Here is a 25140-nt window from a genome sequence, read left to right on the forward strand (position 1 = left end):
CTTTAGTCACTGTTGTTATAATTATTATGTATTAGTATTTAAATAGCAAGGTAGTATTAAATTGCTGCATTTATTGTAATAGGTTTGTAAGTGCACTGTCTAATTTTTTATAACGAAAGCAATAGTTGCTATCAAGTGCTTTAGTTGGTTGTACATATTGTCCGTAAAGCAGCAAATCTGCCATTTCACCCATTACTAATTTTAGTACCCATGCAGGCATAGTTATTTTTGCTGGTCGATTTAATACCTTACCTAAACTTTGACTAAATTCGCTATTTGATACAGGTGTTGGAGCGGTCATATTAATTGCGCCGCTGAGTTGCACGTTATTGATAATATGTATAATTAAATTAATCATATCCTCGATATGTATCCATGACATGCCTTGCTGGCCATCAGCAATAGGACCACCTAGTGCTAATTTAAATGGTGGTAACATTTTGGCTAATGCACCACCATTGTTAGCTAAAACGATACCGGTACGTAATAAACATACTCGAGTATTGACTGATTCTGCTTGCAGGGCGGCTTGTTCCCAATCATGGCATAGTTGATGACTAAATTCAGGGGTCACATCAACAAAGCTTTCGTCAATTACGGTGGTTGATTGGCGACCGTAAAATCCGACCGCACTGCCTGATATAAAAGTATGCGGCGGTGTATCGCATTGGTTAATTGCAGCGCTAATTTGTTGAGTGAGCGAAATACGGCTGTCTCGCAGTATTTGTTTTTGTTTGTCGCTCCAGCGTTTATTTACGATGGGTTCACCGGCTAAATTAATAATGCAATCGAGATTATTAAAATCAACCTCTTCAAGGGAGTCAGTCGCATGAATGTTCTCACCTAACAGTTTTGTCGCATTTGCAGGATTGCGGGTGAGTACTGTCAATTGATGGTCTTTGTTCAGCTCAGGGCACAAATGAAGACCGATCAGGCCTGTTGCGCCGGTTATTAAGATATGCATAGCAGTATAAAACTCTTTTAGTAATTATTTATTGGTTATACGTAGGGTAGGCTGCTTTGATCACTTTGCAAATATTTCATTCTACAGACTTTTCACATACACTAGCTGCAGTTTATATTTTAAAGGATTGTAGTTTGGCTAGTTTAACTGGGGTAAACAAAAGTTTAGTTATCTTTGCAGCGTTGGTGGTTGCTTTAGCCGGTATTAAAGCGGCAAGTGTAATTGTCATTCCGTTTGTACTTGCAGCATTTATTGCCATTATTTGTAGTCCTTTATTAAGTTTTTTTGGTCGGTACAAAATACCTAAAGGCATCGCGATTATGTTAGTGATGTTGATGGTGGTTGGCTTAGGGGTTAGCCTTGCAAGCTTAGTCGGGCAATCATTGACTGACTTTTCACAGCATTTACCTGAATATAAAAGTAAGTTACAGGATGAGTTTATTTGGTTGGTTGATGTTGCTGCCAAGTACAATATTTTGCTCAATAAAGAGCAAGTTATATCAATGTTCGACCCGGGAAAAATGATTGATGTTGCCACCGGTATGCTGACTGGCTTAGGTGGCGTGATGGCAAATTTGTTCTTAATTATTTTAACTGTGGTATTTATGCTTTTTGAAGGGCCTATGCTTAGTCATAAAATTCATATGGCATTAGACGATCCTGATATGAAAATGCAGCAAATAGACCGTTTTTTAAATTCTATTAATTCTTATTTAGCGATCAAAACAGTGGTGAGTGTTGGTACTGGTGTATTAGCCGGGCTACTACTGTGGATCTTAAATGTTGACTACTTCGTGTTATGGGGAGTAATGGCATTTATGTTTAATTACATCCCTAATATTGGCTCTATTATTGCCGCTATCCCAGCTGTTTTATTAGCTTTGATCACACAAGGACCCTTGGTAGCAGGGATCGTAGGTGCAGGTTATTTAACTATTAATACCGTGATGGGTAATATAGTCGAACCAAAGTACATGGGCAAAGGTTTAGGGTTGTCGACCTTAGTGGTATTTTTATCACTGATCTTTTGGGGCTGGCTGATTGGCACTGTAGGTATGTTATTATCGGTGCCACTGACGATGATTGTTAAAATTGCCCTAGAAACCAGTGATGAAGGACGTTGGTTAGCGACTCTTTTGGGTAATGGTGAAGAAATTGAGTCACCGTCTAAATAGCCACACTGGTGGTTAGATAGGTTGTTTTAATACAGTGATGTGCTGCTCTAACATACGCAATTCACAGCGTTTATATACAATAGCAGCTTGGGTGGCGTTAGGTACTTTGTGTAAATAACGCCATTTACAGCTGTCTTCCACGTACTTATCATGACTAATAATGCTACGTTTAAAGATTGGTAGTAACTGAGTGTTACCGCTATCTTCTTGGATCTTATTTAAATCTAAAGTGATTTTATTTATCCAGGTTTGTTGAATGCGGGTTAAGCTTTCTATTTGTTTATCTAAACATTGAATATATTTTTTAGCTTCATCAGGTGTTGCTTGCTCAACGACAGTACATTGCTCTTCTGCTGCAAACGTTGTTGTACTCAGTGCTAAAAGTAGTGCTGAGATTGTTGTTAACCGACTATTTTTTATCATTATAGTTAAACTCTAAAATAAATTTCGCGCCGCCTAAGGTATCAGCATCTAAAATAGTCAGGGTACCGTGATACGACTTTACTAAATCTGACACAATCGCCATACCGACACCATGCCCGCTTTCGTAGGTGTCCAAGCGGGTACCTCGAGTAAGTAAGGATTCGCGTTTATCAATCGGCACACCGGGCCCATCATCACTAATAGCGATGGTGAGATTGCGTTTTTGAATGACTTGGATATCGACTTGTGAACGACAAGCTTTACAGGCGTTATCAATTAAGTTACCGAGTAGTTCGAGTAAATCAGTTTTGTCACCTAAAAAGTAATCTTTGTCTTTAACCGCATGGGTAAAAATAATATCTTTATCGCGGTAAACTTTACTCATTGCATTGAGGATTGAATCGAGCACCGGCTTAATGGCTGTTTGTTTTTTCCAAGTATCAGATGCACCTGTTGCAGCACGTTTTAATTGGTGTTCGATCATCACATTTATACGGTCAAGCTGCTCTTGGGCATCGGCATCGTTGGCAAGCGGGCTCGATTTTAATACTGCCAGTGGCGTTTTAAGTGCGTGAGCTAAGTCACTTAAAGACGCACGATAGCGCTCTTTTTGGCGTTGCTGAGTTTCGAGTAATAAATTTAAATCGGCTTTTATGGTTTGCAGCTCAACAGGATAAAGTCCTTTAATTTCTTGAATATCACCCGACTCAATGGCTTTTATTTCTTTATCCAAGCGTTGCAATGGCCGCGCGCTCCAGACAAAGCCCACAGCCATTAATGCTGCAATGGCTACACCCATGACGTACATCCAGTTTACAAGGGTTTGTTTAAAACCATCCATTAACCGCAGTAGAGCATCGTTGCGTTTTAATAAAATAAAGCGGGCATGCTCTGACTGGTCAATGTTATTTAAAATGACGGTGAGACTAAGTTGCCAATACACGGTATTTTTATATTCCACACGACGAAAATCGGCAGCGCCTGCTTTGGTCTCTAGTTCGTCAGGCACAAAGTTAACATTTACCGCCGACTCAGAGTGCCATACAGGCTGCTCTTCACGATAGATCATCGCATAAGTATCAGAATTTAAACGATTCAATTCAGGAGCTAAAATAGTGCTGGGCATGATAATGCCGCGCTCAGTAAAATCGACTTCTGAAATTAAAGAATATAAATGGGCTTCGAGGGTTTTTTCGGTGGCTTCGACTAATGAAGCGTAGTACGCCTTACCAATAGAGAAGAATAGGATAGGTAAAGCGACTAATAAAACAAAGACAAGGATAAATCCTTGCCTTACTTTTAACGGTATTTGCGATGCTACCACTGACTTTTAAGCCTGTAACCGCGTCCGCGTAGTGTTTCTACTGGATTTAAAGTACCATCAGGGTCAAGCTTTTTACGTAAGCGCAGTACGAATACTTCGATTACATTTGAATCTAAATCAAAGTCTTGATCATATATGTGCTCTGTAAGCTCAGATTTAGAAATCACTTTTTGTGGATTAACCATTAAATACTCAAGCACTTTGTATTCGTATGCGGTGAGACTTAGTTCTCGGTCATCAACCCACACTTGTTGTGAGCGGGTATGAATTTTAATAGGCCCAGCAGTCATTTCAGGATTTGCTTTACCTGCGCTACGACGAATTAACGCATTACACCGCGCTATTAACTCTTCAACATGAAATGGTTTAGTTAAATAGTCATCAGCACCAGCATCAAGTCCTTCAACTTTATCTTGCCAACGGTCACGTGCTGTTAAAATCAGGATTGGAATGGTGACCCCTTGTGCACGGGCTTTATTGATCAGTTCAATACCATCGATTTTTGGTAAGCCTAAATCAACTACCGCCATATCAAGAGGATATTCTGTGATGTGAAATAAACCAGCTTCGCCATCATGACAGAGATCGACACTATAACGTTCTTTTTCTAATGCATTACGCAGATTGTCTGCTAAGTGTAAATCATCTTCAATTACTAAAATTCGCATTTCTTAATCCTTCTTCACTTCGCCGGTCTTTTTATTGACATGAACGTCGACGACATGGCCGTCCGATTTTAATATTCTTACAGTATAAATATCGTTAAGTACGGTAATTTTAAGAGTTTTACCATCTTCGACTTTTTTAGCAAGCTCAACAGCTTGTTTTTTATTGATCTCAGCTTTATTGACTTGAGATGCAGCTTGGCTACTAGTCGAAAAAACACTCGAAAATAGCACAGTGATGGCGACGCTGAGAGCTAACACAGTACGCATGATGAGAAACTCCTAAACCAGACCTGAATAGTTTAATGAACCAAGTAGCTATAATTCAAGTGAAAAATCACTAAATCTGATGATTCAATACAACAGAGTTTAATTAACATCCGGTGAACAAACACTGAATTGTGGTGATTTGGCTCTAAGTCTTATAGCCATTGCATTAAATTCTGGTTCATTTAAACAGTGTAATCCAGTTTGGTTGTTGGTTTTACTTAGCCAGGAAAAACTTTCTTAAACGGTTTAACTTGTGAGTTTTCATATACGCCACCGTTTACGTAAGGATCTGCTGCAGCCCATTCGCGAGCCGCTTCTAATGAGCTAAATTCTGCAATCACTAAAGAGCCAGTAAAACCAGCGTCAGCTGGCTCGGCGCTATCAATGGCAGGTAATGGACCTGCTGTCAGTAATCGGCCTTGCTCCTCTAATTCTTGCAAGCGTGCTAAATGAGCAGGGCGGGCGGCTTTTCTTAATTCTAAGCTATTTTCAACATCAGTTGAGTAAATCATATACAACATGGTGTGTTCTCTGGATTTCAATATTATTGGAATTATGCTGATATTAGCACAGCAAAATTAATAGGCGAATAAATTGCGATTAGTTTAGAGTCTTACTAAAGCGCGAAAGCTTTACGCAGTTTTTAGTTAACTTTCGAGGCTATAAACTGATGCTGCGATTTAATCACTGTTAGCTTGAACAAATTTTAATCTTAAAAGAACAACAACCTCTAAGGTTTACAGTATCATTATATTTTTAAGTGGAATCTGCTTGAAAAGCCCAGCACAACACTGGTAGAGTCGCTTGAATGGTACAAAATAATAATAAGGTTTTTAAATGAGCGATACTCGTGAGCATTTTAGCTCCCGCCTCGGATTTATATTAGCAGCTGCTGGCTCTGCGGTCGGTATTGGTAACTTGGTTGGTTTTCCAGTCTCAGCAACAAAAAATGGTGGTGGTGCATTTTTGCTCGTTTACGCGCTATTTGTTGTGTTTATTTGTTTGCCGGTAATGATGGCAGAGATGGCAATGGGACGCCAAGCACAAAAAGATCCACTAGGCTCTTACAAGTTATTATCAGGTAATGATGCTAAGTGGAGTTTTGCTGGCTTTTTAGCAGTATTAACCCCGTTTATGATTGCAGTGTTTTACATGGTTATTACAGTCTGGATTTTTGGTTACTTAAGCCAAGTTGCGGTTGGGAACTTAGATGTGTTGGCTGATCCAAAAAGCTTTGGGGTGTTTATTAATAGTTCCAGCGTGTTTGCGTATATGGCAGCCGTGGCATTAATTGTTAATTTGATTTTAGTCGGTGGTGTTAAGCAAGGGATTGAAAAAGCAGCTAAGTTTTTAATGCCCGCATTGTTCGTATTGCTAATCGCATTAGTGGCGTATGTATTGACGCTAGACAATGCTATGGCTGGCGTTAAGTACTATATTATCCCTGATTTTTCTAAGATGAATGCCAGTGTCTTGAATGGTGCATTAGCGCAAGCGTTTTTCTCATTGTCGTTGGGCATGGGTATATTGATGACTTACGCTTCATATATCTCGAAAAAGGATGACATTGTTGGCAGTGCTAAAATGGTTGCACTGACTGATTCACTGGTGGCGTTTATTGCCGGTCTTATGGTGCTACCAGCTATCTTTAGTTTTAACCCAGATACTGATCCTACTAAATTGTCTGACTCATCTGTGTCGATGATTTTTGAGTTTTTACCAAAGATTTTACTCGCGCTACAAACTGATATTGGCTATGTTGGTGCATCAATTGTTGCGTTTGTGTTTTTCTTGCTGGTATTTTTTGCTGCAATTACCTCGTTGGTATCCATCGTTGAGGTGCCAACAGCTACGCTAAGTGACCGTAAAGGCATAAGTCGTAAAATGGCGTTACTGATATTAACTGGTAGCATCGGTGTACTGACAGTGTTATGTACTATGTCGTTTGGTATGGTTGAAGGGTTAACTTCATTTACTAACTATGGTGGAGCGTCTAAAAGCTTATTTGATATTGTGTATGATGTATTTTACGACACTATCTTGCCATTGAATGGTTTAATGGTATGTTTATTCGTGATGTATCGCTGGAAAAAAGTACGTTTAAGTGAAGAGCTAAGCCAAGGTTGTCCAGGCTATGCAGGTAGCTTTACTGAAAAATACGTTAATTTTTCGCTATCAACCTTTATTCCGGTAATTTTAGTAGTTATATTTATTAATACCGTAGCGACTAAGTTTTTTGCTATGAGCATTTTCGGTTTTTAATTAATACAACTAATTGAGCTTCCCATAATTAAGCCGTGTTAAGTATCATTAGCACGGCTTTTTCAGTTAAGAGATTGTTGCCGAATCTAAGTACTGACCTATTCCTAATGTAAACATCCACAGTCCCCATAAGCTGTGTTCGATAACGCAGACAAACGTGGAGCGGCTTTGAGCATAGGTAAATGCAAATAATAACCCGCCTATAAATGCCAGTAGTACTGCCACCCAATTAGCATAAACAATATGCGCTAAAGCAAATACTGTGGCGCTAACAATTATGCGCACCGTTTTTTTTGGCATGATGCGTTTATAACGATGAAAAAAATAAGTTCGAAATATCAACTCTTGCGGCATGACTGACAATAATGGATAGAACGCGAGTAACATTAACCAGTCATTAAATGAGTTTCGAGGCAGCATAAACCAATTACCTTGATTAATGATCCCGTAAAAAACCCCTGAAAACAGTGCGCCGATAAAAAAGAAACTAAACAGTCGGCGTTTCACTGCGGAAAATTGACCAAGGCTGGTAAGTCTAAAGCGTTTAAAGTGGGGATCGCCTAGCAGCAACATACCGCAGACACTCATTAACACGATTAACGCGGGGATCAGCCAATTAGCAAGGTAGGCACGAAGGTAAAAACCCAGCAAAGGAAGGCATACAAATATAAAGGTAAATTCAAACCAGCGGTATTGATTGGCGTTCAAGGTCGTCTCAGCGTGATTTTGTATACTAGGCTAACAAGCTAAGACGACATATTTATGACATTAAGAGCGCTTTTTATTGTCTACTTTGGGCTCATCTTCATCGGGTAAATATTTATACAACATGATGATAGTGGCAAAAAGACTGACAAATGTGATCCCCATTAAGCCAAACACTTTAAAGTTAACCCAAAAATCGAGAGAAAAGTTATAAGCGATATAGATATTTAACGCTGATATTCCCGCTGTGATCGCTATCCACAATATGTTGAGTTTATCCCAAAGCGACTCAGGTACGGTAATTTCTTGCTCAGAGTCTGATGCATTATTTAAAATGGCACTGAGTGCTTGTTTAACTAAATTTTTACCAAGAAAGTAGCGACTGATCAATAAGCTTAATGAGAGCACAGCGTAGATGATAGTGGCTTTCCACTTCACAAATTGTTCATCATGAAACACCAGCGTAAGAGTGCCTAAAATCACTGCAATGGCAAAAAATAACCATTGGCGTGTAGGTACTTTGCCTATTTTAAAATAAGAATAAGCGACCTGCAGAAAAGTGGTGCCCATTAATAATGCCGTTGCCCAGTAAATATCAACTAACTTGAATACCGCAAAAAATAAAATTAGCGGAATAAACTCAATTATTGCATGCATAAAATGCCCAAAAATTTAAAACCAAAAATAGTTGCAGAGGTTGTATCAACTTATTGTGTTGTTTACAAGGTTGACTTAGTAGTTACTAACCCTTAGCCTGCGTGCCTTTGTATTCAATCATTACCAAAATCTGCTGAACAGTGACTGAGTAAGCGGTATTTTTAGGAGCATTTTATGAATAAAGCACAACTGATTAGTGCAATGTCTGCACACAGTGAATTAACTAAAAAAGATTCTCAAGCGGCTTTATCAAGCATGCTTGCAGCCATCACTAAATCATTATCAGAAGGTGATCAAGTGCAAGTAAATGGCTTTGGCACGTTTGCGTTAAGTTATTATCCCGCACGTACAGGACGCAACCCACAAACGGGAGAGGCAATAGACATTGAAGGCGCTAACAAGCCTGTATTTAAAGCAGCAAAAGCGTTGAAAGAGAGTCTTTAACGCGTTTGATTACCAGAAAAGGGCCGCAACAGGCCCTTTTCTTATTTTCGAAGTATGAATTTACAGCGCAGTTGCAGCTTTCATGCTCGCTACGAACTCTTGTAAACCACTGAGCATAGCTTGAGGGGTATCGAGATTCGCTTCAATAATTTTCACTACCGCCGAGCCAGATATAGCACCCGCTGCACCGGCATTAAGTGCTGCTTTTACATCATCAGGGGTTGAAATCCCAAAACCTAATAACGCAGGGGCGCTGTGGTATTCTTTTAGTTTAGTGACAATTGATGTCGCAGGCATTTGTGCTTTAGTTTCTGTGCCTGTTACACCCGCACGAGATAGCAAATAAGTATAACCACGGCCATAAGAGGCACATTCGCGTAAAGTGTCATCAGGTGCGTTAGGCGTGGCTATAAAAATGGGGTCAATGCCATTACTCATTGCCGCTTTGCGAAACATTTTAGATTCATGAAGCGGCACATCTGCAACTAGAATTGAGTCAACGCCAACTGCTTTGGCATCTTGGTAAAAAGCCTCTAAACCGCGTTTAAAAACTAAGTTCGAATACAACAATAAACCAATTGGGATATCAGCATTGTACTGGCGTACTTGTTTGATGATATCAAAGCAATCTTGGGTATTTATATTTACTTTAAGAGCGCGAATATTGGCAGCTTGAATAACTGGGCCATCTGCTATTGGGTCTGAAAATGGAATACCCAGCTCTAAGCCATCAGCGCCGCCATCAATTAAGCTTTTGATTATTTCAACGCTCAGTTCTTTATTTGGATCGCCAATTGTAACAAACGGCACAAATGCACCTTGATTTAGCTCGCTTAAACGGGCGAACATTTTACCGTAGCGGTCTGTTTTTTGAATTGCTGTCTGGCTCATAACTGATCCCCTTTAGAAAGTACATCCATAACGTGTGATAAGTCTTTGTCGCCGCGACCACTTAGATTCACTACTAAAATTGACTCTTCAGTTTGCTGCTCTGCATACTTCAGTGCGTAAGCTAGTGCATGACTTGATTCGAGCGCAGGAATAATCCCTTCGTTTTTAGCCAGTAATTGGAATGCTTCTAATGCTTCGGTATCTGTAATACCCACATATTGCGCACGGCCAGTTTCATGTAAAAACGCATGTTGTGGGCCAACAGCTGGGTAATCAAGACCCGCTGAGACAGAATATGATTCCTCAATCTGGCCATCATCATTTTGCATTATATAGGTATAAGTACCGTGCAAAATACCTTTGGTTCCTTTACAGATTGTTGCACCGTGCTCGTGGGTATCAAGCCCTTTGCCAGCGGGCTCTACGCCAATGAGTTTTACACTTGGCTCGTCAATAAAATCTGTAAACATACCAATGGCGTTAGAGCCACCGCCTACACAAGCAAGCACCGCATCAGGGAGGCGACCTTCAGCTTTTAATACTTGTTGTTTCGCTTCTTCACCAATCACTTTTTGGAACTCACGAACGATGGTAGGGAATGGGTGAGGACCTGCAGCAGTACCAAGTAAGTAATGCGCTTCTTTATAATTTGCTGACCAATCACGAAGCGCTTCGTTTACGGCATCTTTTAATGTGCCAGAGCCTGCAGTAACCGGGATCACTTCAGCGCCCATTAGTTTCATTCTAAATACGTTTGGTTGTTGGCGTGCCACGTCTTTAGCGCCCATATAAATACGGCATTTTAAACCAAGTAATGCACACGCAAGCGCCGTTGCAACGCCGTGTTGGCCTGCGCCTGTTTCAGCAATAACTTGTTTTTTACCCATGCGTTGAGTTAATAGTGCTTGGCCTAACACCTGATTCGTTTTGTGCGCGCCACCGTGCAGTAAGTCTTCACGCTTTAAGTATAATTTTACTTTTGGGTTTTTAATTAAGTTACGCGTTAATGTCAGCGGCGTAGGACGGCCAGCATATTCATTAAGTAACTTTTCCAGTTCAGCTTGAAAAGCCGGATCTGTTTGCGATTTATTAAATTCGTTTTCGAGTTGTTTAAGTGCTGGTACTAGCAATTCTGGGACAAACATGCCGCCAAATTCGCCGAAATAAGCTGGATTATTCATATTGACCTCAATATTTACGGATGCTAATAAATGCATCATTTAATTTGTTTGGGCATTTTTTACCGGCGCTTTGCTCAACCCCTGAATTTAGGTCGAGTCCATGCGCACCTTGATATAATGCACCTTGAATATTTTCTGGGTTTAAGCCACCAGCAAGCATAAATGGCTGCTTAGTCTCTTTGAGTATTGCCCAATCAAAGGTCTTACCGGTACCGCCAGCTTGTGTATCGCTGTGAGTATCGTATAAGTGGCGATCAACGCCATTGACAGGTGCTGGCAAGCTATCCTTCACAGCTTGCGCCTTCCAAATCTGGCAATTACTTGGTAGCAAAGGACGCAGTTCGTTTATATAGACTGCGTCTTCTTGGCCATGTAATTGCACTGCTGCAAGCTTTAAGCTCTGAGCATGATTGACAACGTCTGCGATTGTTGCGTTTACAAATACGCCTACATAGGCAAGCGGGGCACTTTGCATAACTTGTTTTGCACAATCTAAATCAACAAATCGAGGGGATTTAGGTGCAAAAATTAGCCCCCCATAAACGGCACCACTTTCATAAGCGGCAATGGCATCTTGGCTACGGGTTAAGCCACAAACTTTGTTTTCACCTAAAATTACGCTTCGACAAGCGCGCTCTAAATCACGCTCAGCCATCAGTGAACTACCGATTAAAAAGCCATTACACAACGGGGCCAAGCGTTTTACATCTTGGTGTGTGTAAATACCTGATTCTGAAATAACCACTTTGTTATCAGGAATAAGCTTTCTTAGTGCCTCTGTGGTAGCTAAGTTTGTGCTCAAATCACGTAAATCACGGTTATTAATACCAATAATTTGCGCATTGAGTGCAAGAGCTCTATGTACTTCAGCTTCGTTACTCACTTCGGTGAGGATTGCCATGTTTAGGCTTTTTGCAACTTTTTCAAGCGATTGATATTGCGTATCATCGAGTACTGACAACATTAATAAAATAGCATCGCCGCCATAAATACGGGCCAAATAAATTTGGTATTCATCAATAAAGAAATCTTTACAGATCAATGGTTGCTCTACTTGACTGCGCACAAATTCGAGATAATCAAAACTACCCTGAAAATATTTTTCATCGGTTAACACACTGATGCAGCTAGCGTAGTTTTTATAAACACGGGTGATCTCGGCTAAATCAAACGGCTCTCGAATAAGGCCTTTTGATGGCGAGGCCTTTTTGCATTCCAAAATAAACTGAGTGCCAGGCGCTGAAAGGGCTTTATAAAAATCACGATTTGTGGGTATTGCTTGATGCTTAAAGCTCTCAAGAGGGCGCTTGGATTTGCGTTCGATGAGCTCTATTTTTTTATCTGTAACTATTTTGTCTAATACATTAGCCATTACTAACCTCGGAGTTTGCGTATTCTTTATTACTGCTTATGACAATGGCATTTAAGGTATTCAATGCACGGCCGCTTTGTAAAATCTCTTTAACTTGCATCGCGGCACTTTTAAAATCGTCGGCTTTATTGGTTAAATAAAGCAACGCAGCAACGTTAACAATAATGGCCGCATTGTGCGCGTCGGTGCCGTTACCAGCTAAAATAGCCATGCTAGCCTTGGCGTTATATTCTGGCCCTTCACCGGCAAGTTGTTCAAGTGAATAGTTTGCAAGACCAAAATCAGCAGGGGTAAGTGTGTACTGGCTGATTTTTCCGTTGTTAAGCTCTGCGACGGTCGTTTCACCGTGCAAGGCTATTTCATCGGTACCCGAGCCATGAACGACCATTGCGCGCGGTGTACCTAACGTTTTTAAGGTGTGTGCCATCGCTAAGCATAAACTTTCATCATATACCCCCAATAATTGCACATCCGGTGCTGCTGGATTTGCCAATGGCCCTAAAATATTAAAAATAGTACGGGTTTTTAAGGTCGTTCGCACACCCATAGCATGGCGTACGCCGCTGTGATAATGCGGAGCAAACAAAAACGTAAAGCCGGTTTGCTCTAAACACTGCGCCGCGTGTGCTGGTTTCATGTCTATATTGATGCCCAATGCTTTGAGTAAATCAGCGGAGCCGGAGTTGCTCGAAACACTGCGATTACCGTGTTTGACCATATTTATACCGCAAGCTGCAGCAACGATGGCGGCGGTGGTGCTAATATTAATAGTGTTTGAGCCATCGCCGCCAGTGCCACAACTATCGACAAGGTTTGTTAAGTGAGTAATAAAAGGTATCGCATTAGCACGCATTGATGCGGCAGCTCCTGCGATTTCGTCGCTTACTTCACCTTTTATTTTCAGTGCCACTAAGATGGCTGCCAGTTCGATGTCATTTACTTTGCCTTGCATAATGGCATCAAATAACTGTTGGCTTTGACTAAAGCTTAATGATGTTTGCGTTAATAACACATCAATCATTGAGCCAATGCTCGCCTCACTGGCTGATTGTTGGTTTACTGACATACTATCCTCTACTGCTGTGCACTGGCTAAAAATTGCATACTTTGTTGAAGTAGCGCGGCGCCATTGGGCGTCAAAATAGACTCAGGATGAAATTGATAGCCAAGGGCTTTATCGTCACGATGATAAATTGCCATCGGTATTGACTCATAGTGGGCTATCACTGCAACACTGTCGGGTACTTTCGTGGCCATCAGTGAATGATAACGTGCAACAGGCATACGTTCACCCATACCTGCAAATACTGGGTGCTCACCAAGCTCAATGATTGATGATTTACCATGTACGGTTTCTCCAGCATGGCCAATAATACCGCCATAACTTTGTGTTAGTGCTTGTTGACCAAGGCAAATCCCCAACATTGGAAAACGGCCTTTGCATAGTTCAATCAATGCCATTAAACAGCCCGCCGCAGTGGGGGTGCCTGGGCCCGGCGACAGTACTAAAATCACTGGTTTAGTTTCCGCACACATTTTGTCATAAATCACCTGCGCGTCTATGTTGTTACGATATACCACTAAATCGCTGCCTAACATAGAAAGTTCATCGACTAAGTTATAACTAAATGAATCAAAATTATCTAAAAAGTAGATTTTTAAGTCCGTTAAGTTGTTGATGTTTTCACTCATTTTAGTGTCCTTGGTACGTCGATTGAATGGCTGTAATAACCGCTTGTGCTTTAGCACGAGTCTCATTAGCTTCAGATTGAGGGTCTGAGTCAAACACAACTCCGGCACCGGCTTGTACATACGCGGTATTATTTTTAACAAAAGCCGAGCGAATAACAATGCAACTGTCCATGGCGCCGTCACCGGTTAAATAACCTACCGCACCACCGTAACTACCACGGCGCTTACCTTCAGTTTGCCTTACCAACTCTGCCGCGCTGACTTTAGGCGCACCAACTAAAGTGCCCATGTTCATACAGGCTTGGTAAGCGTGTAGGGCATCCAGCTGAGGTTTTAATGTGCCAACAACGCGTGACACTAAATGCATTACTTGCGAATAACGGTCGACCTTTAATAGCTCTTTTGCGTGGCGAGTTCCCGGGACACTGATACGAGCTACGTCATTTCGTGCTAAATCAACCAACATTAAATGCTCAGCACGCTCTTTTTGGTCGTTGCGCAGTTCCAGTTCAATACGACTGTCTAAATCTGGATTAATTTGGCCATTAGCAAACTTTCCTCGCGGGCGAGTTCCTGCAATTGGATATACTTCAACTTGTTGTGATGTAGCGCAAAACTTTAAAGCTGACTCAGGAGAGGCACCAAATAACGCAAATTCACTGTCGCGCATATAAAACATGTACGGGCTTGGATTTTGTTTTTTTAGTTGGCTGTAGGCATGTAGTGGGTTGGCGCAAGCTAACGAGAAGGTACGCGATGGCACAACTTGAAAAATATCGCCATCGACAATGTGTTTTTTCAAACTATTGACCTGTTGGCAATAGAGCTCGTCACTAATATCAACACTGACGTCACTGATGCCAGCACTTTGCTGCGCACTATAGCTATCGGCTTGGTCGCATAAGGTATTTAAACGTTCGAGCTTTTTACCCACTTCAAAACAGTTTGCATGCACATCAGGGCCATTAAAAACGTTACCAATCAGCTCAGTGGTTTTAGCTTGGTGATCAATTACCACTAAGGTTTCAGCTAAATAAAATACGTAATCAGGACAGCTATTTTCTCCATCTGGTACATCACTCAGTTGTTCAAAGTTGGCTACCATGTCGTAAGCAAACACACCGCCTAAAAATAACGAAAATGGATTGTTTGTGGTGCTGCTGATACTATTTATACAACAGCGCAAGGCACTAAAAGCATTATCGGCAATCAGCTTTGAGGCTTCATCAATATTATGATCGATACCTTGATATTCGATGCTGAGAGTTTGCTTGTTTAATTGAGTATGGCAGTTTTCTAATTTAGTTTGTAAATAAGGCAGTAATTGCTGACCATTATTAGATTGCGCCGTTACTGTGACTGTTTTACCTGTGCAGATTATTTTTAGTGCACAATCTACCAAAATTAAACTTTTGACACTGTCTTTAGAATCAATTTCTGCTGACTCTAACAGTAATGAATTATCTTTATCAAGCAATCCATATAGTGCCAATGGGCTATGTATATATTCTCGCACTTCGGTGATGCTAGTAACTTCACCTGGCGTTGTTGTTATATGACTAAAAATCAAACCTCATTCCCTCAAAAAAATAAAACCCCGCAAGCTAAGCTATGCGGGGTTTGAATAACGATACCTATGTTTCAGATAGACCATTACCGTCCCGCTATACCAGGCGCCACCACCAATGATGTGTAAGAGTTGCTACGTTATTCATGTTTGTTACCCTAAAATTTAAATATAAAAAAACCCGCAATAAGCGGGTTTAGAATGTGTTAGACACGACAATTCGTCACCCGATAATTTACGAGTGCCACCACCAGATAGTGTTTTGGATTGAATTGATCATTGTTGTAGTTCTATTTGTGTCTCAAGTGACTACAGTAAACCGTATCAACGGCGTTAGTGTCAAGTATTTATTTAAAACAATTTATTAAAAAATTTTGTTATACTTAATAACAACTTTCGCACATTTAATAAGAGCAGTCTTCTCTTTTGATAAAATACGATTTACACAGTCATACCACACATTCTGACGGGCAATTAACTGTTGAGCAATTATTATTGCGTGCAGTTGAAAAAAAGATAGATGTGTTTGCGATCACTGATCACGACACCACTGCTGCGGTTAAACCTGCACAAGCATATATAGAAAGCGAATCTCTACCATTAACCTTGATATCAGGGGTTGAAATTTCCACTAAGTGGGAAAGTTTTGAGATCCACATCGTGGCATTAAACGTAGATATCAACGAGTCAACACTGACCAGCTTATTGACTATCCAACAGCAAAAACGTGCTGATAGAGCTGTCGAGATTGGTCGCCGTTTAGAGAAAAATGGCTTTGATGGCATTTATCAACAAGCGCAAGAGCTTGCCGCAGATGCACAAATTACCCGTGCACATTATGCAAGAGCACTTATTGCTCGTGGCGTTGCAACCACAATTCCTGGGGTGTTTAAAAAATACCTTGGCCGCGCTAAAACGGGTTACGTACCAAGCGATTGGTGTGATATGCAAACCGCCATTGCCGCCATTCATGCCGCAGGTGGCGTTGCTGTGATTGCCCACCCTGGGCGTTATCAAATGTCAAATAAATGGCTGCGCAAATTATTGAGTCAGTTTAAAGATGCCGGTGGCGATGCAATGGAAGTTGCACAACCACAACAAGCACCAACTGAGCGACAGTTTTTAGGCGAATTGAGCCGTGAATACGATTTACTGTGTTCGCAAGGATCTGATTTTCATTTTCCTACTAGTTGGCTAGAATTAGGAAAAAACTTATATTTGCCAAAAGATTGCCAAGGCGTTTGGCAAACTTGGGAAGGGCAAACAGGAGAACTAAATGAGTGATTTTTTTCATATTCATCCAGATAATCCACAACCACGCTTAATTAATCAAGCGGTCGACATTATCAAACAAGGTGGTGTGGTGGTATACCCAACCGATTCAGGCTATGCAATAGGCTGTAATTTAGGTAACAAACAAGCAAAAGAGCGTATTGAGCGCATCCGTGGTATTGAAAAACACCATAACTTTACCTTAGTATGTCGTGATCTATCTGAGCTTTCTACTTATGCACGAGTAGATAACCAACTGTTTAGATTAATTAAAAACAATACACCCGGGCCTTATACGTTTATCTTTAAAGGCACTAAAGAAGTACCAAAACGTTTGTTAAACGACAAGAAAAAAACCATTGGTATTCGTGTAATAGAACATCCAATTACCTGCGCATTGTTAGCCGAGTTAGGTGAGCCATTGATGTCGTGTTCATTAATTTTACCCGGTGAGCAGTTTACTGAGTCTGATCCGGACGAGATACGTGATCGCATAGGTAATCAAGTTGATTTAATTATTCATGGCGGCTATTTAGCTGAGCAAGCAACCACAGTGATCGACCTGTCAGAAGATACTGTTGAGGTGCTGCGTGTAGGCTGTGGCGATACAGCTCCATTTGAATAACTACGCCGATAAACCATGAACGAACTACATACTGATGATGTAGCTCAAATACGAGAGCCGGCGCAACAAAAGTTGCCGCTGGCTTTTTTGCATGGCAAAGAAGTAATGAATACCCCGGAAGATTTGTATATTCCGCCAGACGCTCTAGAAGTAATTTTAGAAACCTTTGAAGGGCCACTTGATTTATTACTATATTTAATAAAAAAACATAAGTTAGATATTCTGGAATTGTCGATTTTTAGCATTACTGAACAATACGTCCGTTATGTTGAAATGATGACCGAGTTTCAATTGGAGCTTGCAGGTGAATATTTGGTGATGGCGGCATTACTTGCACAAATAAAATCACGACTATTACTGCCAAAACATGAAGAGCTTGAGGAAGAAGAAGATCCACGGGCTGAATTAGTTCGTCGTTTACAAGAGTATGAACAATTTAAGCTAGCTGCGCAGAACCTTGATGATATTCCACGTGTTGGCCGTGATATTTTTATTGCCCACGCATTAGTGCCTGAGCAGAGCGAGCATGCTCAATTGTTACCGGATGTTGATTTAAAAGATTTACTATTTGCGCTCAGTGATGTGATGGCGCGAGCTAAAACTTTTGAGCATCATCAAATAACCGCTGAAGCTTTATCAACTCGCGAAAGAATGAGTTTAATTTTGCAAAAGTTATCGACAGTCGGCACGCAACTTCCTTTCACTGACTTATTCACTCTTGACGAAGGCCGCAGTGGTGTAGTGGTTAGCTTTATTGCTATGCTAGAGCTCATCAAAGAAAACCTTATCACTTGCTTGCAAGTCGATCCTACAACACAAATTTATATCGGTTTGGTTGAAAATAATTAAACAATTATTAGGGTGATGATGTTTATCATTGATTAACTTGCTAACTTGCTAACTTGCTAACTTGCTAACTTGCTAACTTGCTAAATTTAATCTTACTTGTGCATATACGCACATAACTTGTTTGTTATTAGCTATTTTCTTCTATCTAGGTACGCGCTATTCTGATGTCATTCGATAATGGAATTAATAACACATGCTTAAAAATACAAAATCTTCGTACGGTGTGGTTGCCATTTTATTACATTGGTTAATGGCGGTAATGGTGATTGGCTTATTTGGCCTTGGCTTGTACATGGTTGAACTTACTTATTACGATAGTTGGTATAAAGGTTCTTTGGATTTACATAAAAGCGTAGGGATCACCTTAGTTGCTTTATTAATTTTTAGATTTGCTTGGCGTGCATTGGGCACGCAGCCTGAGCCAGTAGCGGGCAGCAGTAAAGCGTTAAATAATGTAGCGCATACAGTACATATATTTTTATATCTACTGCTTAGCGTCATTGTGATTTCAGGGTATTTGATTTCTACTGCGGATGGTCGTGCAATTGAGGTGTTTACCTTATTTAGTATTCCCGCAATTGATTTTTCAGTAGCTAATCAAGCAGATATTGCAGGTAAAGTTCACTACTATGTGGCGTGTAGCCTCATAGGATTAGTGGTTTTACATGCTCTTGGGGCGTTAAAACATCACTTTATCGATAAAGATAAAACCTTAGTTAGAATGATAAAACCACAAAAGGATGATTAATAAATGAAAAAAATATTACTTTCAGCTGCAGTAGCAGCAACATTGTTTGGTGCTAATACTGCACACGCTGCAGATTATGTTATTGACACTCAAGGTGCCCATGCATTTGTAAACTTTAAAATTAAGCATTTAGGTTATAGCTGGTTACACGGTCGTTTTAATACTTTTGACGGCGGCTTTAGCTACGATGCAGCTAACCCAGACGCATCACAGATCATGGTTAATATTGATACTAAAAGTATCGATTCGAACCATGCTGAACGTGATAAGCATTTACGTGGTAAAGAGTTTTTAAATGTTGATAAGTTTCCAACAGCGACCTTCAAAAGTACGTCAATTAAGTTTGATGAAGAGGGTGATGAAGCTGATGTAACAGGTGAGTTTACCCTTCATGGTGTAACAAAAACGATTACCTTTGAAATCGATAAAATTGGTGAAGGTAAAGATCCATGGGGTGGTTACCGAGTTGGCTTTGAAGGTGAAACCAGTTTAAAGCTTGCTGATTTTGGTATTGATTACAACCTAGGTCCTGCATCTACACATGTTGATATTGGTTTGTATATTGAAGGTGTGCGTAAGTAAAACCTAACCTGAATTCAGGTTAAATAAATATGCTAATATTGATAAACGCCTCACTCAGTTGGGGCGTTTTTGTTTGCTTGTAACGTTGCTCTAGTAACGGTTTTAAATTATCTGGTAACCAACGTAATAACACTTCGTGGTAGGCTGGTTGTTGTTTTATTTCTTTCAGTGCTGCATTAAGCACTTCAACTTGCGCGATACCTTGCTCGGTATTAGTACAGCCAATATAGCCATAACTCAGATCGGGAGCTTCAGTCAGAGGCAATTGCATTAACTGATCTTCAAACCCCATCGATTTTGCTAAATAGTAATGCTCGCTTGGGTAGCCCAATAAAATATCAATGCGCTTTTTCTTTAACATGTAAGTCAAACTGGCAAGGGTATCGCGACCAGGTCGAATAATTATCGATGCGTCGGCACTATTATTAATTACTGCATCAATAGCATTACCGTATGATCGGCTCATAGAAATCCCCAGTGCAAGTTGGTATTGATTGAGTAGGGTTTTCAATGATGCAGGTGTACTTGTTTCAAGCTTGAGATGTTGCACAAGCTCTTGGTGAATAGCAATAGAAGGCGATAAGCCAACCGTCGAAGTCTGTTCACTAAAGCTGATGTGTTGTTTGCGGTGCGGGCTTTGGTATAGCGAGAGCATGCAGTAAGTATGATTTGGGTTAGACAGCTCCTGTATTGTGCGACTTGATGGAAAAATAGTACGGTTGAATGTATAGCTAGGAAGCTGTTGTTCTAATAAGGCGATAACACCTTCATCGCGGCCTGTTCCTGCGTATTGATCGTTAAAAATATAATAAGGGGCAAAGTCAGTGACTATCCAATCAATTGTTTTAGCATGCAAAGGAGTGCTAATTAACAATGATAAAAAAGCATAACGAAAGGCATAATGCATTAATTCAACCACAGATAAATTATTAATATACTAAGTGTAGCAGCTGTTAAATAGTTAGCTTAAAAAAAGCAAAACGCCAGCATTAGCTGGCGTCATTTAAATTGCGAGGAAGCAAATCAGTATCGATTAATTGGCTTTTAACCATTTAACAAATTGACGTGCGTCACTTGCTTTTGTAAATAAGGTATTTTTTAAACCTTGTGTATCAGAAAAAATAACACGTTGTTTATTTACTGAAATTGATTGCACTGGATGTGCGATTTGGATCATAGATCCGTTGTAACTATAAGACATAATAAAACTCACTTTTTTCTTGTTATCTTTAATGTGCGCTAATTTCTTTATTAGCTTTCAAAGCACAATTAGATAGACCGTGTTGTGTTTAGCTTCATTACAGTGTTGACGATCTTTATGACATTTATGCGACTATTTAAAAATATGCCGTAGTCTGAATTGGGGTTCTCGCCGTACAATAACTTAGCTCTATAATATACGTTTTGCGGGGATTACTGGATCAGGGTAAAGAGGTTAACCGCGAGGCTTTTTTAGGACCAAGAGGACAATTTACCCCAGTAATTTTATTTACGCAAGCATTATTTTAACTTTATTCTAGCCATTGTATTTTAACTGCTGTATTTTAATTAGCTAATCTGAAAAAGGCGTTTAGCGGTATTTTAACTGTTGTGCGGTAATTTAACTGTAAATAATAAGATTTGGCTATGGAATACATTATCGTTAGTGATATTTTTGGTAAAACCGCTCATTTGAGTCACTTTGCACGGCAATTTAACGCTAAAAGCATAATTGTCGATCCGTACGATGGGCAATTGCAGCCAGTGATTGATGAGCAATTACAGTATGATTTATTTATCACTGAGTGTGGTCACGATAACTATTTCAACAAGCTTAATACCATTCTTAGTAGAGTAACTAAACCAACTACGGTAATCGGTTTTAGTGCTGGTGGAGCCGCTGCGTGGCGAAGCCAAGCAACTGTGAAAAATTCACAGATAAAAAGATTAGTGGCATTTTATCCAAATCAAGTTCGTCATTATTTAGATTTGTCTGCCAGCGTGGCCTGCGAGTTTATTTTTGCGAAGCAAGAAGTGCACTTTGATATTCATCCTGTGCTCGCTTGTTTAGAGCAGCAAATCAAAGTGCAATGCCAGCGTGCAGACTACGGTCATGGGTTTATGAATCCCTTGTCAAAAGGCTTCGATAGCTTTGGTTATCAACAATATAGCCAATACTTGCTCACTGAAAATAATTAACTGAAATTACTACCTTGTAAAAAATCTTGGCTATACTTATTTTTTATCCAATAAAATAATTATAAATCATGACCGTACAACTACCTCCTTATAGTCACTTTTTATCAAACCCTGTTGCAAAGCCACCATGTCGAATGACTAATGCAAATATGTATGGTTTTTTTGCAAAAATAGATCAGGATAAAGTTCAACAGTATATCGATACAACGCTTAATATTGTTGCAACGGATGAGTTATATTTTAAAGGCATAGGCGAATATGCATTATTAACTTTTACCGACATAGAAAAAATTGCCTCATTAACGCCGCCTTTTAGTGAGCACGGTTGGATGCAAGAGACTGATATTATTATTTGGTTACCAGTTGCAAAGGTAGAAAAGCAAGGCAATGATGAAGATATTACTCATCTTTATTGGTATCCGGCGTTTATTTGCGTAAATAATGTTTATGCATTAATAAACGGCAGAGAAACATGGGGTTACAATAAATATTTATGTGATTACCAGATGCCCAGTTCGGTAAGTGATATAACCGACTTTTCAGTTTCATTGGATTGTTTTAAGCATTTTTCGCCAACGTCAAAATTACAATCACAGCATTTATTTTCAGTCACCAAAAACGTCAAGACGCAAAGCGATGGCTTATTATCTGTATTAGAGGACTTTGGCGAGCATGTCGCCAATTTGTTTGATGGGGATCATATTGGTATTGATTTTTCGCTATTAAAGCAGCTGTTACAGGGTTTTGTGAATCCACAGATGGATCAAATACTATTTAAGCAATTACCTGACGGGCAAGGCGATAAGGCTGTTTTTCAAGCGGTTATGCACTCTCCTTCAGAAATAAAGAAAATCCATCAATTTAAGCTACTCAGTGGTGCTTATCAGCTACATTTACAGCAACTAGATAGTTTTCCTTTAGCGCAAATGTTTGGTTTACAGCTAGGAGCGCAAGCTGTGTATTTGCCGTTTTATATCAAGATGGATTTTGACCAACTTCAAGCTACACAAATACTCCCTAAGTAAGGATCCATTATGGAGCAAGAAAAAATAGTTATTATAGGGGGTGGTGTTGCCGCAATGACGGCTGCTTTATACCTGACTGAACAACCTAATTGGCAGCAAAAAAGACATATTACAGTGTACCAACAAGGTTGGCGTTTAGGAGGAAAAGGAGCCAGTGGCCGTAATGCTGTTATGGGGCAGCGCATAGAAGAGCATGGTTTACATGTCTGGTTTGGTGCCTATGTTAATAGTTTTAAAACCATTGAAACTGTATACGACAAGCTACAGCGTCCGCCAACGAGTGCACTGAGTACCTGGCAACAAGCACTTAAACCGCATAGTTTTATTGCCCTTGAGGAGCACATTGATGAACAGTGGCAAACGTGGCCTATAGAGTTTCCTGTTTTACCTGGCAATCCAGCGAATGGGAGTTTAGATATTACCGTGTGGGACTTTGTAAAAATGACCCTTGCATGGCTAAAAAAATGGATACCACAATTTGAACTGGCCGCCAGAGTCCAAGCTAAGAGCACACAATTAACGACAAAAAAACCACGAGATAGATACCTACTACGCCATTTTCATCAACAAATTCAGACCTTGGTTTCTGATGGCAGTGATGCATGGCAAACCTTTACCAACGATATACAAAATCTCAATCAAGAAATCACTTCAACACCTAGCTTACTTGTTGATAAATTAAATAGCTTTGTGCAAAGTAACAACACACTGCAGCCACAAATTTCTGAGAAGAAAGATAGTTTAGTGATTTGGTATATTGTCAGAAAACTAAAACGCTGGATTAACCAAGAGTTAACCGAGTTACTGGATGACAATGCAGAGTTGAGGCGTATTTATATTTGTGCCGATTTAGCGATAGCGATGCTGGTTGGATTGATTAAAGATAAAGTTTATCGCGATGGTTTTGGGGTCATTAACAAGTATGATTTTCGTCAATGGTTATTAAAAAATGGTGCGAATAAACAATACAGTGTCGATTCTGCGCCCGTGCGTGGTTTTTATGATTTAGTGTTTGCCTACCCACAAGGTGATTTTAAAAAACCAAATGTAGAAGCTGGAGTTGCTGCACTTGCCATGCTTAGAATCGCATTGTGTTATCGCGGTGGGGTAATGTGGAAAATGCAGGCGGGAATGGGCGATGTTATTTTTGCGCCATTGTATGAACTATTAAAACAAAGAGGCGTTAACTTTGAATTCTTCCATCAACTACAGCAACTTACACCTGGGATTGATGAAAGTGGCCAAAACTGTGTTGCTTCTGTGTTATTACAACAGCAAGTGAGTTTAAATAACTCATCAGAGTATCAGCCATTAATTGATGTGAAAAACTTAGCTTGCTGGCCAAGTGAGCCTCTTTATCAGCAGATAAACCACGAGCAGGCCCTGTTACTAAAGCAGAATAATATTAATTTAGAATCATTTTGGAGTGATTGGCCCAGCTGTTACCAAGCACATTTTGGCGCACAACTACCAACTAAAACACTGCAGTTTAAAGATGATTTTGACCGGCTGATCCTTGGGGTCTCAGTTGCTTCATTAGAGCATGTTTGCCCACAATTATTAGCAATAGACGACAACTTTGCTGCTCAGGCTAAAAATGTTCTTTCGGTAGCTACACAAGCCAGTCAGATTTGGTTAAATAAAACAGATCAACAGTTAGGTTGGCAGTATATGCCGCCAAGTGAAGAAGGGCCTATTTTGAGTGGTTTTAGCGAACCGTTTGATACTTGGGCTGCAATGCAAAACTTAATTGATAAAGAGCAGTGGCCTGCAAGCAATAGTCCGCAGAATATTGCCTATTTTTGTAGTGCATTTCCTTGTCAAGAGTATCCACCACAGAGTGATCATGGTTTCCCTGCACGGGCAAAAGCACAAGTAAAAACTAACTTAACACAACTATTAACAACTAATATGCAGCCATTATGGCCGTTAGCTTATAACGATAATGACTTTGATTGGTCCATTTTATATACACAGCATGACGTGCCAGAATCAGCGCGCTTAGATCAACAGTACTGGCGAGTGAATGTTGATCCAAGTGAGCGTTATGTGCTGTCGGTTTCAGGTTCCAGTCAATATCGTTTAGCAACTGATGGCACGCAATTTAGTAATTTATTTATTACCGGCGATTGGATCAAAACAGGTGTTAATGCAGGTTGTGTTGAAGCTGCGGTTATGGCTGGAATGCAAACAGCACGAGCACTGTGTGGGTATCCGCAGCAGATCAGTGGTGAAAATGCCTTTGAAGCGCAGTAAAACTAGCTAATTA

27 protein-coding genes are annotated in these 25140 nt (G+C 40.2%); 11 read left to right on the forward strand and 16 right to left on the reverse strand.

All coding sequences use genetic code 11. From position 1 onward, the window contains the following. Positions 1–70: 70 nt before the first annotated feature. Positions 71–964, reverse strand: a complete 894-nt coding sequence (locus FW757_RS01735) for a TIGR01777 family oxidoreductase (protein WP_182718899.1) — start codon at positions 962–964, stop codon at positions 71–73. A gap of 134 nt (positions 965–1098) precedes the next feature. On the opposite strand from FW757_RS01735, the gene FW757_RS01740 reads away from it, so the two are divergent. Next, positions 1099–2139, forward strand: coding sequence for an AI-2E family transporter (locus FW757_RS01740; RefSeq protein WP_149980992.1), 1041 nt, complete (start codon positions 1099–1101; stop codon positions 2137–2139). A 12-nt stretch (positions 2140–2151) separates the two neighbouring features. On the opposite strand, the gene FW757_RS01745 is transcribed toward FW757_RS01740, so the two are convergent. From FW757_RS01745 to FW757_RS01765, 5 genes are all read right to left on the reverse strand, one after another. Then, positions 2152–2562: a hypothetical protein gene (locus tag FW757_RS01745; RefSeq protein WP_149980993.1), complete on the reverse strand. Its 411-nt coding sequence runs from the start codon at positions 2560–2562 to the stop codon at positions 2152–2154. Further along, positions 2549–3886 (reverse strand): ATP-binding protein, encoded by a 1338-nt coding sequence (locus FW757_RS01750; protein WP_149980994.1) that lies wholly within the window; start codon positions 3884–3886, stop codon positions 2549–2551. Before FW757_RS01750 ends, FW757_RS01745 begins: the two co-directional genes overlap by 14 nt. Next, positions 3880–4554: a response regulator transcription factor gene (locus tag FW757_RS01755; protein WP_058558569.1), complete on the reverse strand. Its 675-nt coding sequence runs from the start codon at positions 4552–4554 to the stop codon at positions 3880–3882. The genes FW757_RS01750 and FW757_RS01755 overlap by 7 nt, the downstream gene beginning before the upstream one ends. A 3-nt stretch (positions 4555–4557) precedes the next feature. Then, positions 4558–4821: a PepSY domain-containing protein gene (locus FW757_RS01760; protein WP_145233630.1), complete on the reverse strand. Its 264-nt coding sequence runs from the start codon at positions 4819–4821 to the stop codon at positions 4558–4560. Positions 4822–5039: 218 nt separating this feature from the next. Then, complete coding sequence (locus FW757_RS01765; protein WP_182718901.1) at positions 5040–5342, reverse strand: YciI family protein; 303 nt, start codon at positions 5340–5342, stop codon at positions 5040–5042. 316 nt (positions 5343–5658) lie between these two features. Here FW757_RS01765 and FW757_RS01770 point away from each other — a divergent pair, with 316 nt between their 5' ends. Continuing rightward, entirely contained in the window at positions 5659–7083 is a 1425-nt protein-coding gene (locus FW757_RS01770) for a sodium-dependent transporter (RefSeq protein WP_182718902.1), read from the forward strand. 66 nt (positions 7084–7149) lie between these two features. Here FW757_RS01770 and FW757_RS01775 read toward each other — a convergent pair whose 3' ends face one another. Further along, positions 7150–7791: a CPBP family intramembrane glutamic endopeptidase gene (locus tag FW757_RS01775; protein WP_145233636.1), complete on the reverse strand. Its 642-nt coding sequence runs from the start codon at positions 7789–7791 to the stop codon at positions 7150–7152. A 60-nt stretch (positions 7792–7851) separates the two neighbouring features. Then, entirely contained in the window at positions 7852–8445 is a 594-nt protein-coding gene (locus FW757_RS01780; protein ID WP_145233638.1) for an inner membrane-spanning protein YciB, read from the reverse strand. A 174-nt stretch (positions 8446–8619) separates the two neighbouring features. On the opposite strand from FW757_RS01780, the gene FW757_RS01785 reads away from it, so the two are divergent. Then, entirely contained in the window at positions 8620–8889 is a 270-nt protein-coding gene (locus tag FW757_RS01785) for an HU family DNA-binding protein (protein WP_145233641.1), read from the forward strand. Positions 8890–8949: 60 nt separating this feature from the next. Here the strand turns inward: FW757_RS01785 and trpA are convergent, their stop codons facing one another. From trpA to FW757_RS01815, 6 genes are read right to left on the reverse strand one after another with little or no spacing between them, the layout of a single operon-like run. Continuing rightward, positions 8950–9780, reverse strand: coding sequence for a tryptophan synthase subunit alpha (gene trpA, locus FW757_RS01790; RefSeq protein ID WP_182731444.1), 831 nt, complete (start codon positions 9778–9780; stop codon positions 8950–8952). After that, a complete protein-coding gene (gene trpB, locus FW757_RS01795; RefSeq protein WP_145233645.1) occupies positions 9777–10961 on the reverse strand; it encodes a tryptophan synthase subunit beta in 1185 nt (394 codons plus the stop codon). Before trpB ends, trpA begins: the two co-directional genes overlap by 4 nt. Positions 10962–10968: 7 nt before the next feature. After that, positions 10969–12333, reverse strand: a complete 1365-nt coding sequence (gene trpCF, locus FW757_RS01800) for a bifunctional indole-3-glycerol-phosphate synthase TrpC/phosphoribosylanthranilate isomerase TrpF (protein WP_182718903.1) — start codon at positions 12331–12333, stop codon at positions 10969–10971. After that, positions 12326–13354 (reverse strand): anthranilate phosphoribosyltransferase, encoded by a 1029-nt coding sequence (trpD, locus tag FW757_RS01805; protein WP_259398526.1) that lies wholly within the window; start codon positions 13352–13354, stop codon positions 12326–12328. Before trpD ends, trpCF begins: the two co-directional genes overlap by 8 nt. Before the next feature lie 53 nt (positions 13355–13407). Then, positions 13408–14025 carry an aminodeoxychorismate/anthranilate synthase component II gene (locus FW757_RS01810; protein ID WP_182718905.1) on the reverse strand — a complete coding sequence of 206 codons (618 nt, stop codon included), beginning with the start codon at positions 14023–14025 and terminating at the stop codon, positions 13408–13410. A gap of 1 nt (position 14026) precedes the next feature. Continuing rightward, the gene (locus FW757_RS01815; protein ID WP_145233651.1) at positions 14027–15595 is read right to left on the reverse strand and encodes an anthranilate synthase component 1; all 1569 of its coding nucleotides are present in this window, start codon (positions 15593–15595) and stop codon (positions 14027–14029) included. Between the two features lie 423 nt (positions 15596–16018). Here FW757_RS01815 and rnm point away from each other — a divergent pair, with 423 nt between their 5' ends. The 5 genes from rnm (at position 16019) to FW757_RS01840 (ending at position 19668) form a co-directional block, all read left to right on the forward strand. Next, positions 16019–16876, forward strand: coding sequence for an RNase RNM (gene rnm / locus FW757_RS01820; RefSeq protein ID WP_182718907.1), 858 nt, complete (start codon positions 16019–16021; stop codon positions 16874–16876). Further along, positions 16869–17489 carry an L-threonylcarbamoyladenylate synthase gene (locus tag FW757_RS01825; protein ID WP_145233655.1) on the forward strand — a complete coding sequence of 207 codons (621 nt, stop codon included), beginning with the start codon at positions 16869–16871 and terminating at the stop codon, positions 17487–17489. The genes rnm and FW757_RS01825 overlap by 8 nt, the downstream gene beginning before the upstream one ends. Positions 17490–17504: 15 nt before the next feature. Next, entirely contained in the window at positions 17505–18338 is an 834-nt protein-coding gene (locus FW757_RS01830; protein ID WP_182718908.1) for a segregation and condensation protein A, read from the forward strand. 193 nt (positions 18339–18531) lie between these two features. Beyond that, positions 18532–19086 carry a cytochrome b gene (locus FW757_RS01835; RefSeq protein ID WP_149981004.1) on the forward strand — a complete coding sequence of 185 codons (555 nt, stop codon included), beginning with the start codon at positions 18532–18534 and terminating at the stop codon, positions 19084–19086. A gap of 3 nt (positions 19087–19089) precedes the next feature. Then, positions 19090–19668, forward strand: a complete 579-nt coding sequence (locus FW757_RS01840) for a YceI family protein (RefSeq protein ID WP_145233661.1) — start codon at positions 19090–19092, stop codon at positions 19666–19668. 19 nt (positions 19669–19687) lie between these two features. On the opposite strand, the gene FW757_RS01845 is transcribed toward FW757_RS01840, so the two are convergent. Next, positions 19688–20575 (reverse strand): TIGR02285 family protein, encoded by an 888-nt coding sequence (locus FW757_RS01845; RefSeq protein WP_182717919.1) that lies wholly within the window; start codon positions 20573–20575, stop codon positions 19688–19690. A gap of 126 nt (positions 20576–20701) precedes the next feature. Next, positions 20702–20845 carry a hypothetical protein gene (locus FW757_RS01850; protein WP_182717921.1) on the reverse strand — a complete coding sequence of 48 codons (144 nt, stop codon included), beginning with the start codon at positions 20843–20845 and terminating at the stop codon, positions 20702–20704. 449 nt (positions 20846–21294) lie between these two features. On the opposite strand from FW757_RS01850, the gene FW757_RS01855 reads away from it, so the two are divergent. The 3 genes from FW757_RS01855 (at position 21295) to FW757_RS01865 (ending at position 25127) form a co-directional block, all read left to right on the forward strand. Next, entirely contained in the window at positions 21295–21846 is a 552-nt protein-coding gene (locus FW757_RS01855) for a dienelactone hydrolase family protein (protein ID WP_149981006.1), read from the forward strand. Positions 21847–21914: 68 nt separating this feature from the next. Continuing rightward, on the forward strand, positions 21915–22871 hold the full coding sequence (locus FW757_RS01860) for an acetoacetate decarboxylase family protein (protein WP_182717918.1): 957 nt from the start codon (positions 21915–21917) through the stop codon (positions 22869–22871). Between the two features lie 9 nt (positions 22872–22880). Continuing rightward, positions 22881–25127 carry an NAD(P)-binding protein gene (locus FW757_RS01865; RefSeq protein WP_182739226.1) on the forward strand — a complete coding sequence of 749 codons (2247 nt, stop codon included), beginning with the start codon at positions 22881–22883 and terminating at the stop codon, positions 25125–25127. Positions 25128–25140: the final 13 nt, after the last annotated feature.

The sequence above is a fragment of the Pseudoalteromonas sp. 1181_04 genome (genome assembly GCF_052850545.1).

What these genes read in the sequence shown, in the direction of transcription:
- FW757_RS01735 (WP_182718899.1), bottom strand. Translation starts at nt 964, where the DNA reads ATGCATATCTTAATAACCGGCGCAACAGGCCTGATCGGTCTTCATTTG.
- FW757_RS01745 (WP_149980993.1), bottom strand. Translation starts at nt 2,562, where the DNA reads ATGATAAAAAATAGTCGGTTAACAACAATCTCAGCACTACTTTTAGCA.
- FW757_RS01755 (WP_058558569.1), bottom strand. Translation starts at nt 4,554, where the DNA reads ATGCGAATTTTAGTAATTGAAGATGATTTACACTTAGCAGACAATCTG.
- FW757_RS01760 (WP_145233630.1), bottom strand. Translation starts at nt 4,821, where the DNA reads ATGCGTACTGTGTTAGCTCTCAGCGTCGCCATCACTGTGCTATTTTCG.
- FW757_RS01765 (WP_182718901.1), bottom strand. Translation starts at nt 5,342, where the DNA reads ATGTTGTATATGATTTACTCAACTGATGTTGAAAATAGCTTAGAATTA.
- FW757_RS01770 (WP_182718902.1), top strand. Translation starts at nt 5,659, where the DNA reads ATGAGCGATACTCGTGAGCATTTTAGCTCCCGCCTCGGATTTATATTA.
- FW757_RS01780 (WP_145233638.1), bottom strand. Translation starts at nt 8,445, where the DNA reads ATGCATGCAATAATTGAGTTTATTCCGCTAATTTTATTTTTTGCGGTA.
- FW757_RS01785 (WP_145233641.1), top strand. Translation starts at nt 8,620, where the DNA reads ATGAATAAAGCACAACTGATTAGTGCAATGTCTGCACACAGTGAATTA.
- trpA (WP_182731444.1), bottom strand. Translation starts at nt 9,780, where the DNA reads ATGAGCCAGACAGCAATTCAAAAAACAGACCGCTACGGTAAAATGTTC.
- trpB (WP_145233645.1), bottom strand. Translation starts at nt 10,961, where the DNA reads ATGAATAATCCAGCTTATTTCGGCGAATTTGGCGGCATGTTTGTCCCA.
- trpCF (WP_182718903.1), bottom strand. Translation starts at nt 12,333, where the DNA reads ATGGCTAATGTATTAGACAAAATAGTTACAGATAAAAAAATAGAGCTC.
- trpD (WP_259398526.1), bottom strand. Translation starts at nt 13,354, where the DNA reads ATGATTGATGTGTTATTAACGCAAACATCATTAAGCTTTAGTCAAAGC.
- FW757_RS01810 (WP_182718905.1), bottom strand. Translation starts at nt 14,025, where the DNA reads ATGAGTGAAAACATCAACAACTTAACGGACTTAAAAATCTACTTTTTA.
- FW757_RS01825 (WP_145233655.1), top strand. Translation starts at nt 16,869, where the DNA reads ATGAGTGATTTTTTTCATATTCATCCAGATAATCCACAACCACGCTTA.
- FW757_RS01830 (WP_182718908.1), top strand. Translation starts at nt 17,505, where the DNA reads ATGAACGAACTACATACTGATGATGTAGCTCAAATACGAGAGCCGGCG.
- FW757_RS01835 (WP_149981004.1), top strand. Translation starts at nt 18,532, where the DNA reads ATGCTTAAAAATACAAAATCTTCGTACGGTGTGGTTGCCATTTTATTA.
- FW757_RS01840 (WP_145233661.1), top strand. Translation starts at nt 19,090, where the DNA reads ATGAAAAAAATATTACTTTCAGCTGCAGTAGCAGCAACATTGTTTGGT.
- FW757_RS01845 (WP_182717919.1), bottom strand. Translation starts at nt 20,575, where the DNA reads ATGCATTATGCCTTTCGTTATGCTTTTTTATCATTGTTAATTAGCACT.
- FW757_RS01850 (WP_182717921.1), bottom strand. Translation starts at nt 20,845, where the DNA reads ATGATCCAAATCGCACATCCAGTGCAATCAATTTCAGTAAATAAACAA.
- FW757_RS01855 (WP_149981006.1), top strand. Translation starts at nt 21,295, where the DNA reads ATGGAATACATTATCGTTAGTGATATTTTTGGTAAAACCGCTCATTTG.
- FW757_RS01860 (WP_182717918.1), top strand. Translation starts at nt 21,915, where the DNA reads ATGACCGTACAACTACCTCCTTATAGTCACTTTTTATCAAACCCTGTT.
- FW757_RS01865 (WP_182739226.1), top strand. Translation starts at nt 22,881, where the DNA reads ATGGAGCAAGAAAAAATAGTTATTATAGGGGGTGGTGTTGCCGCAATG.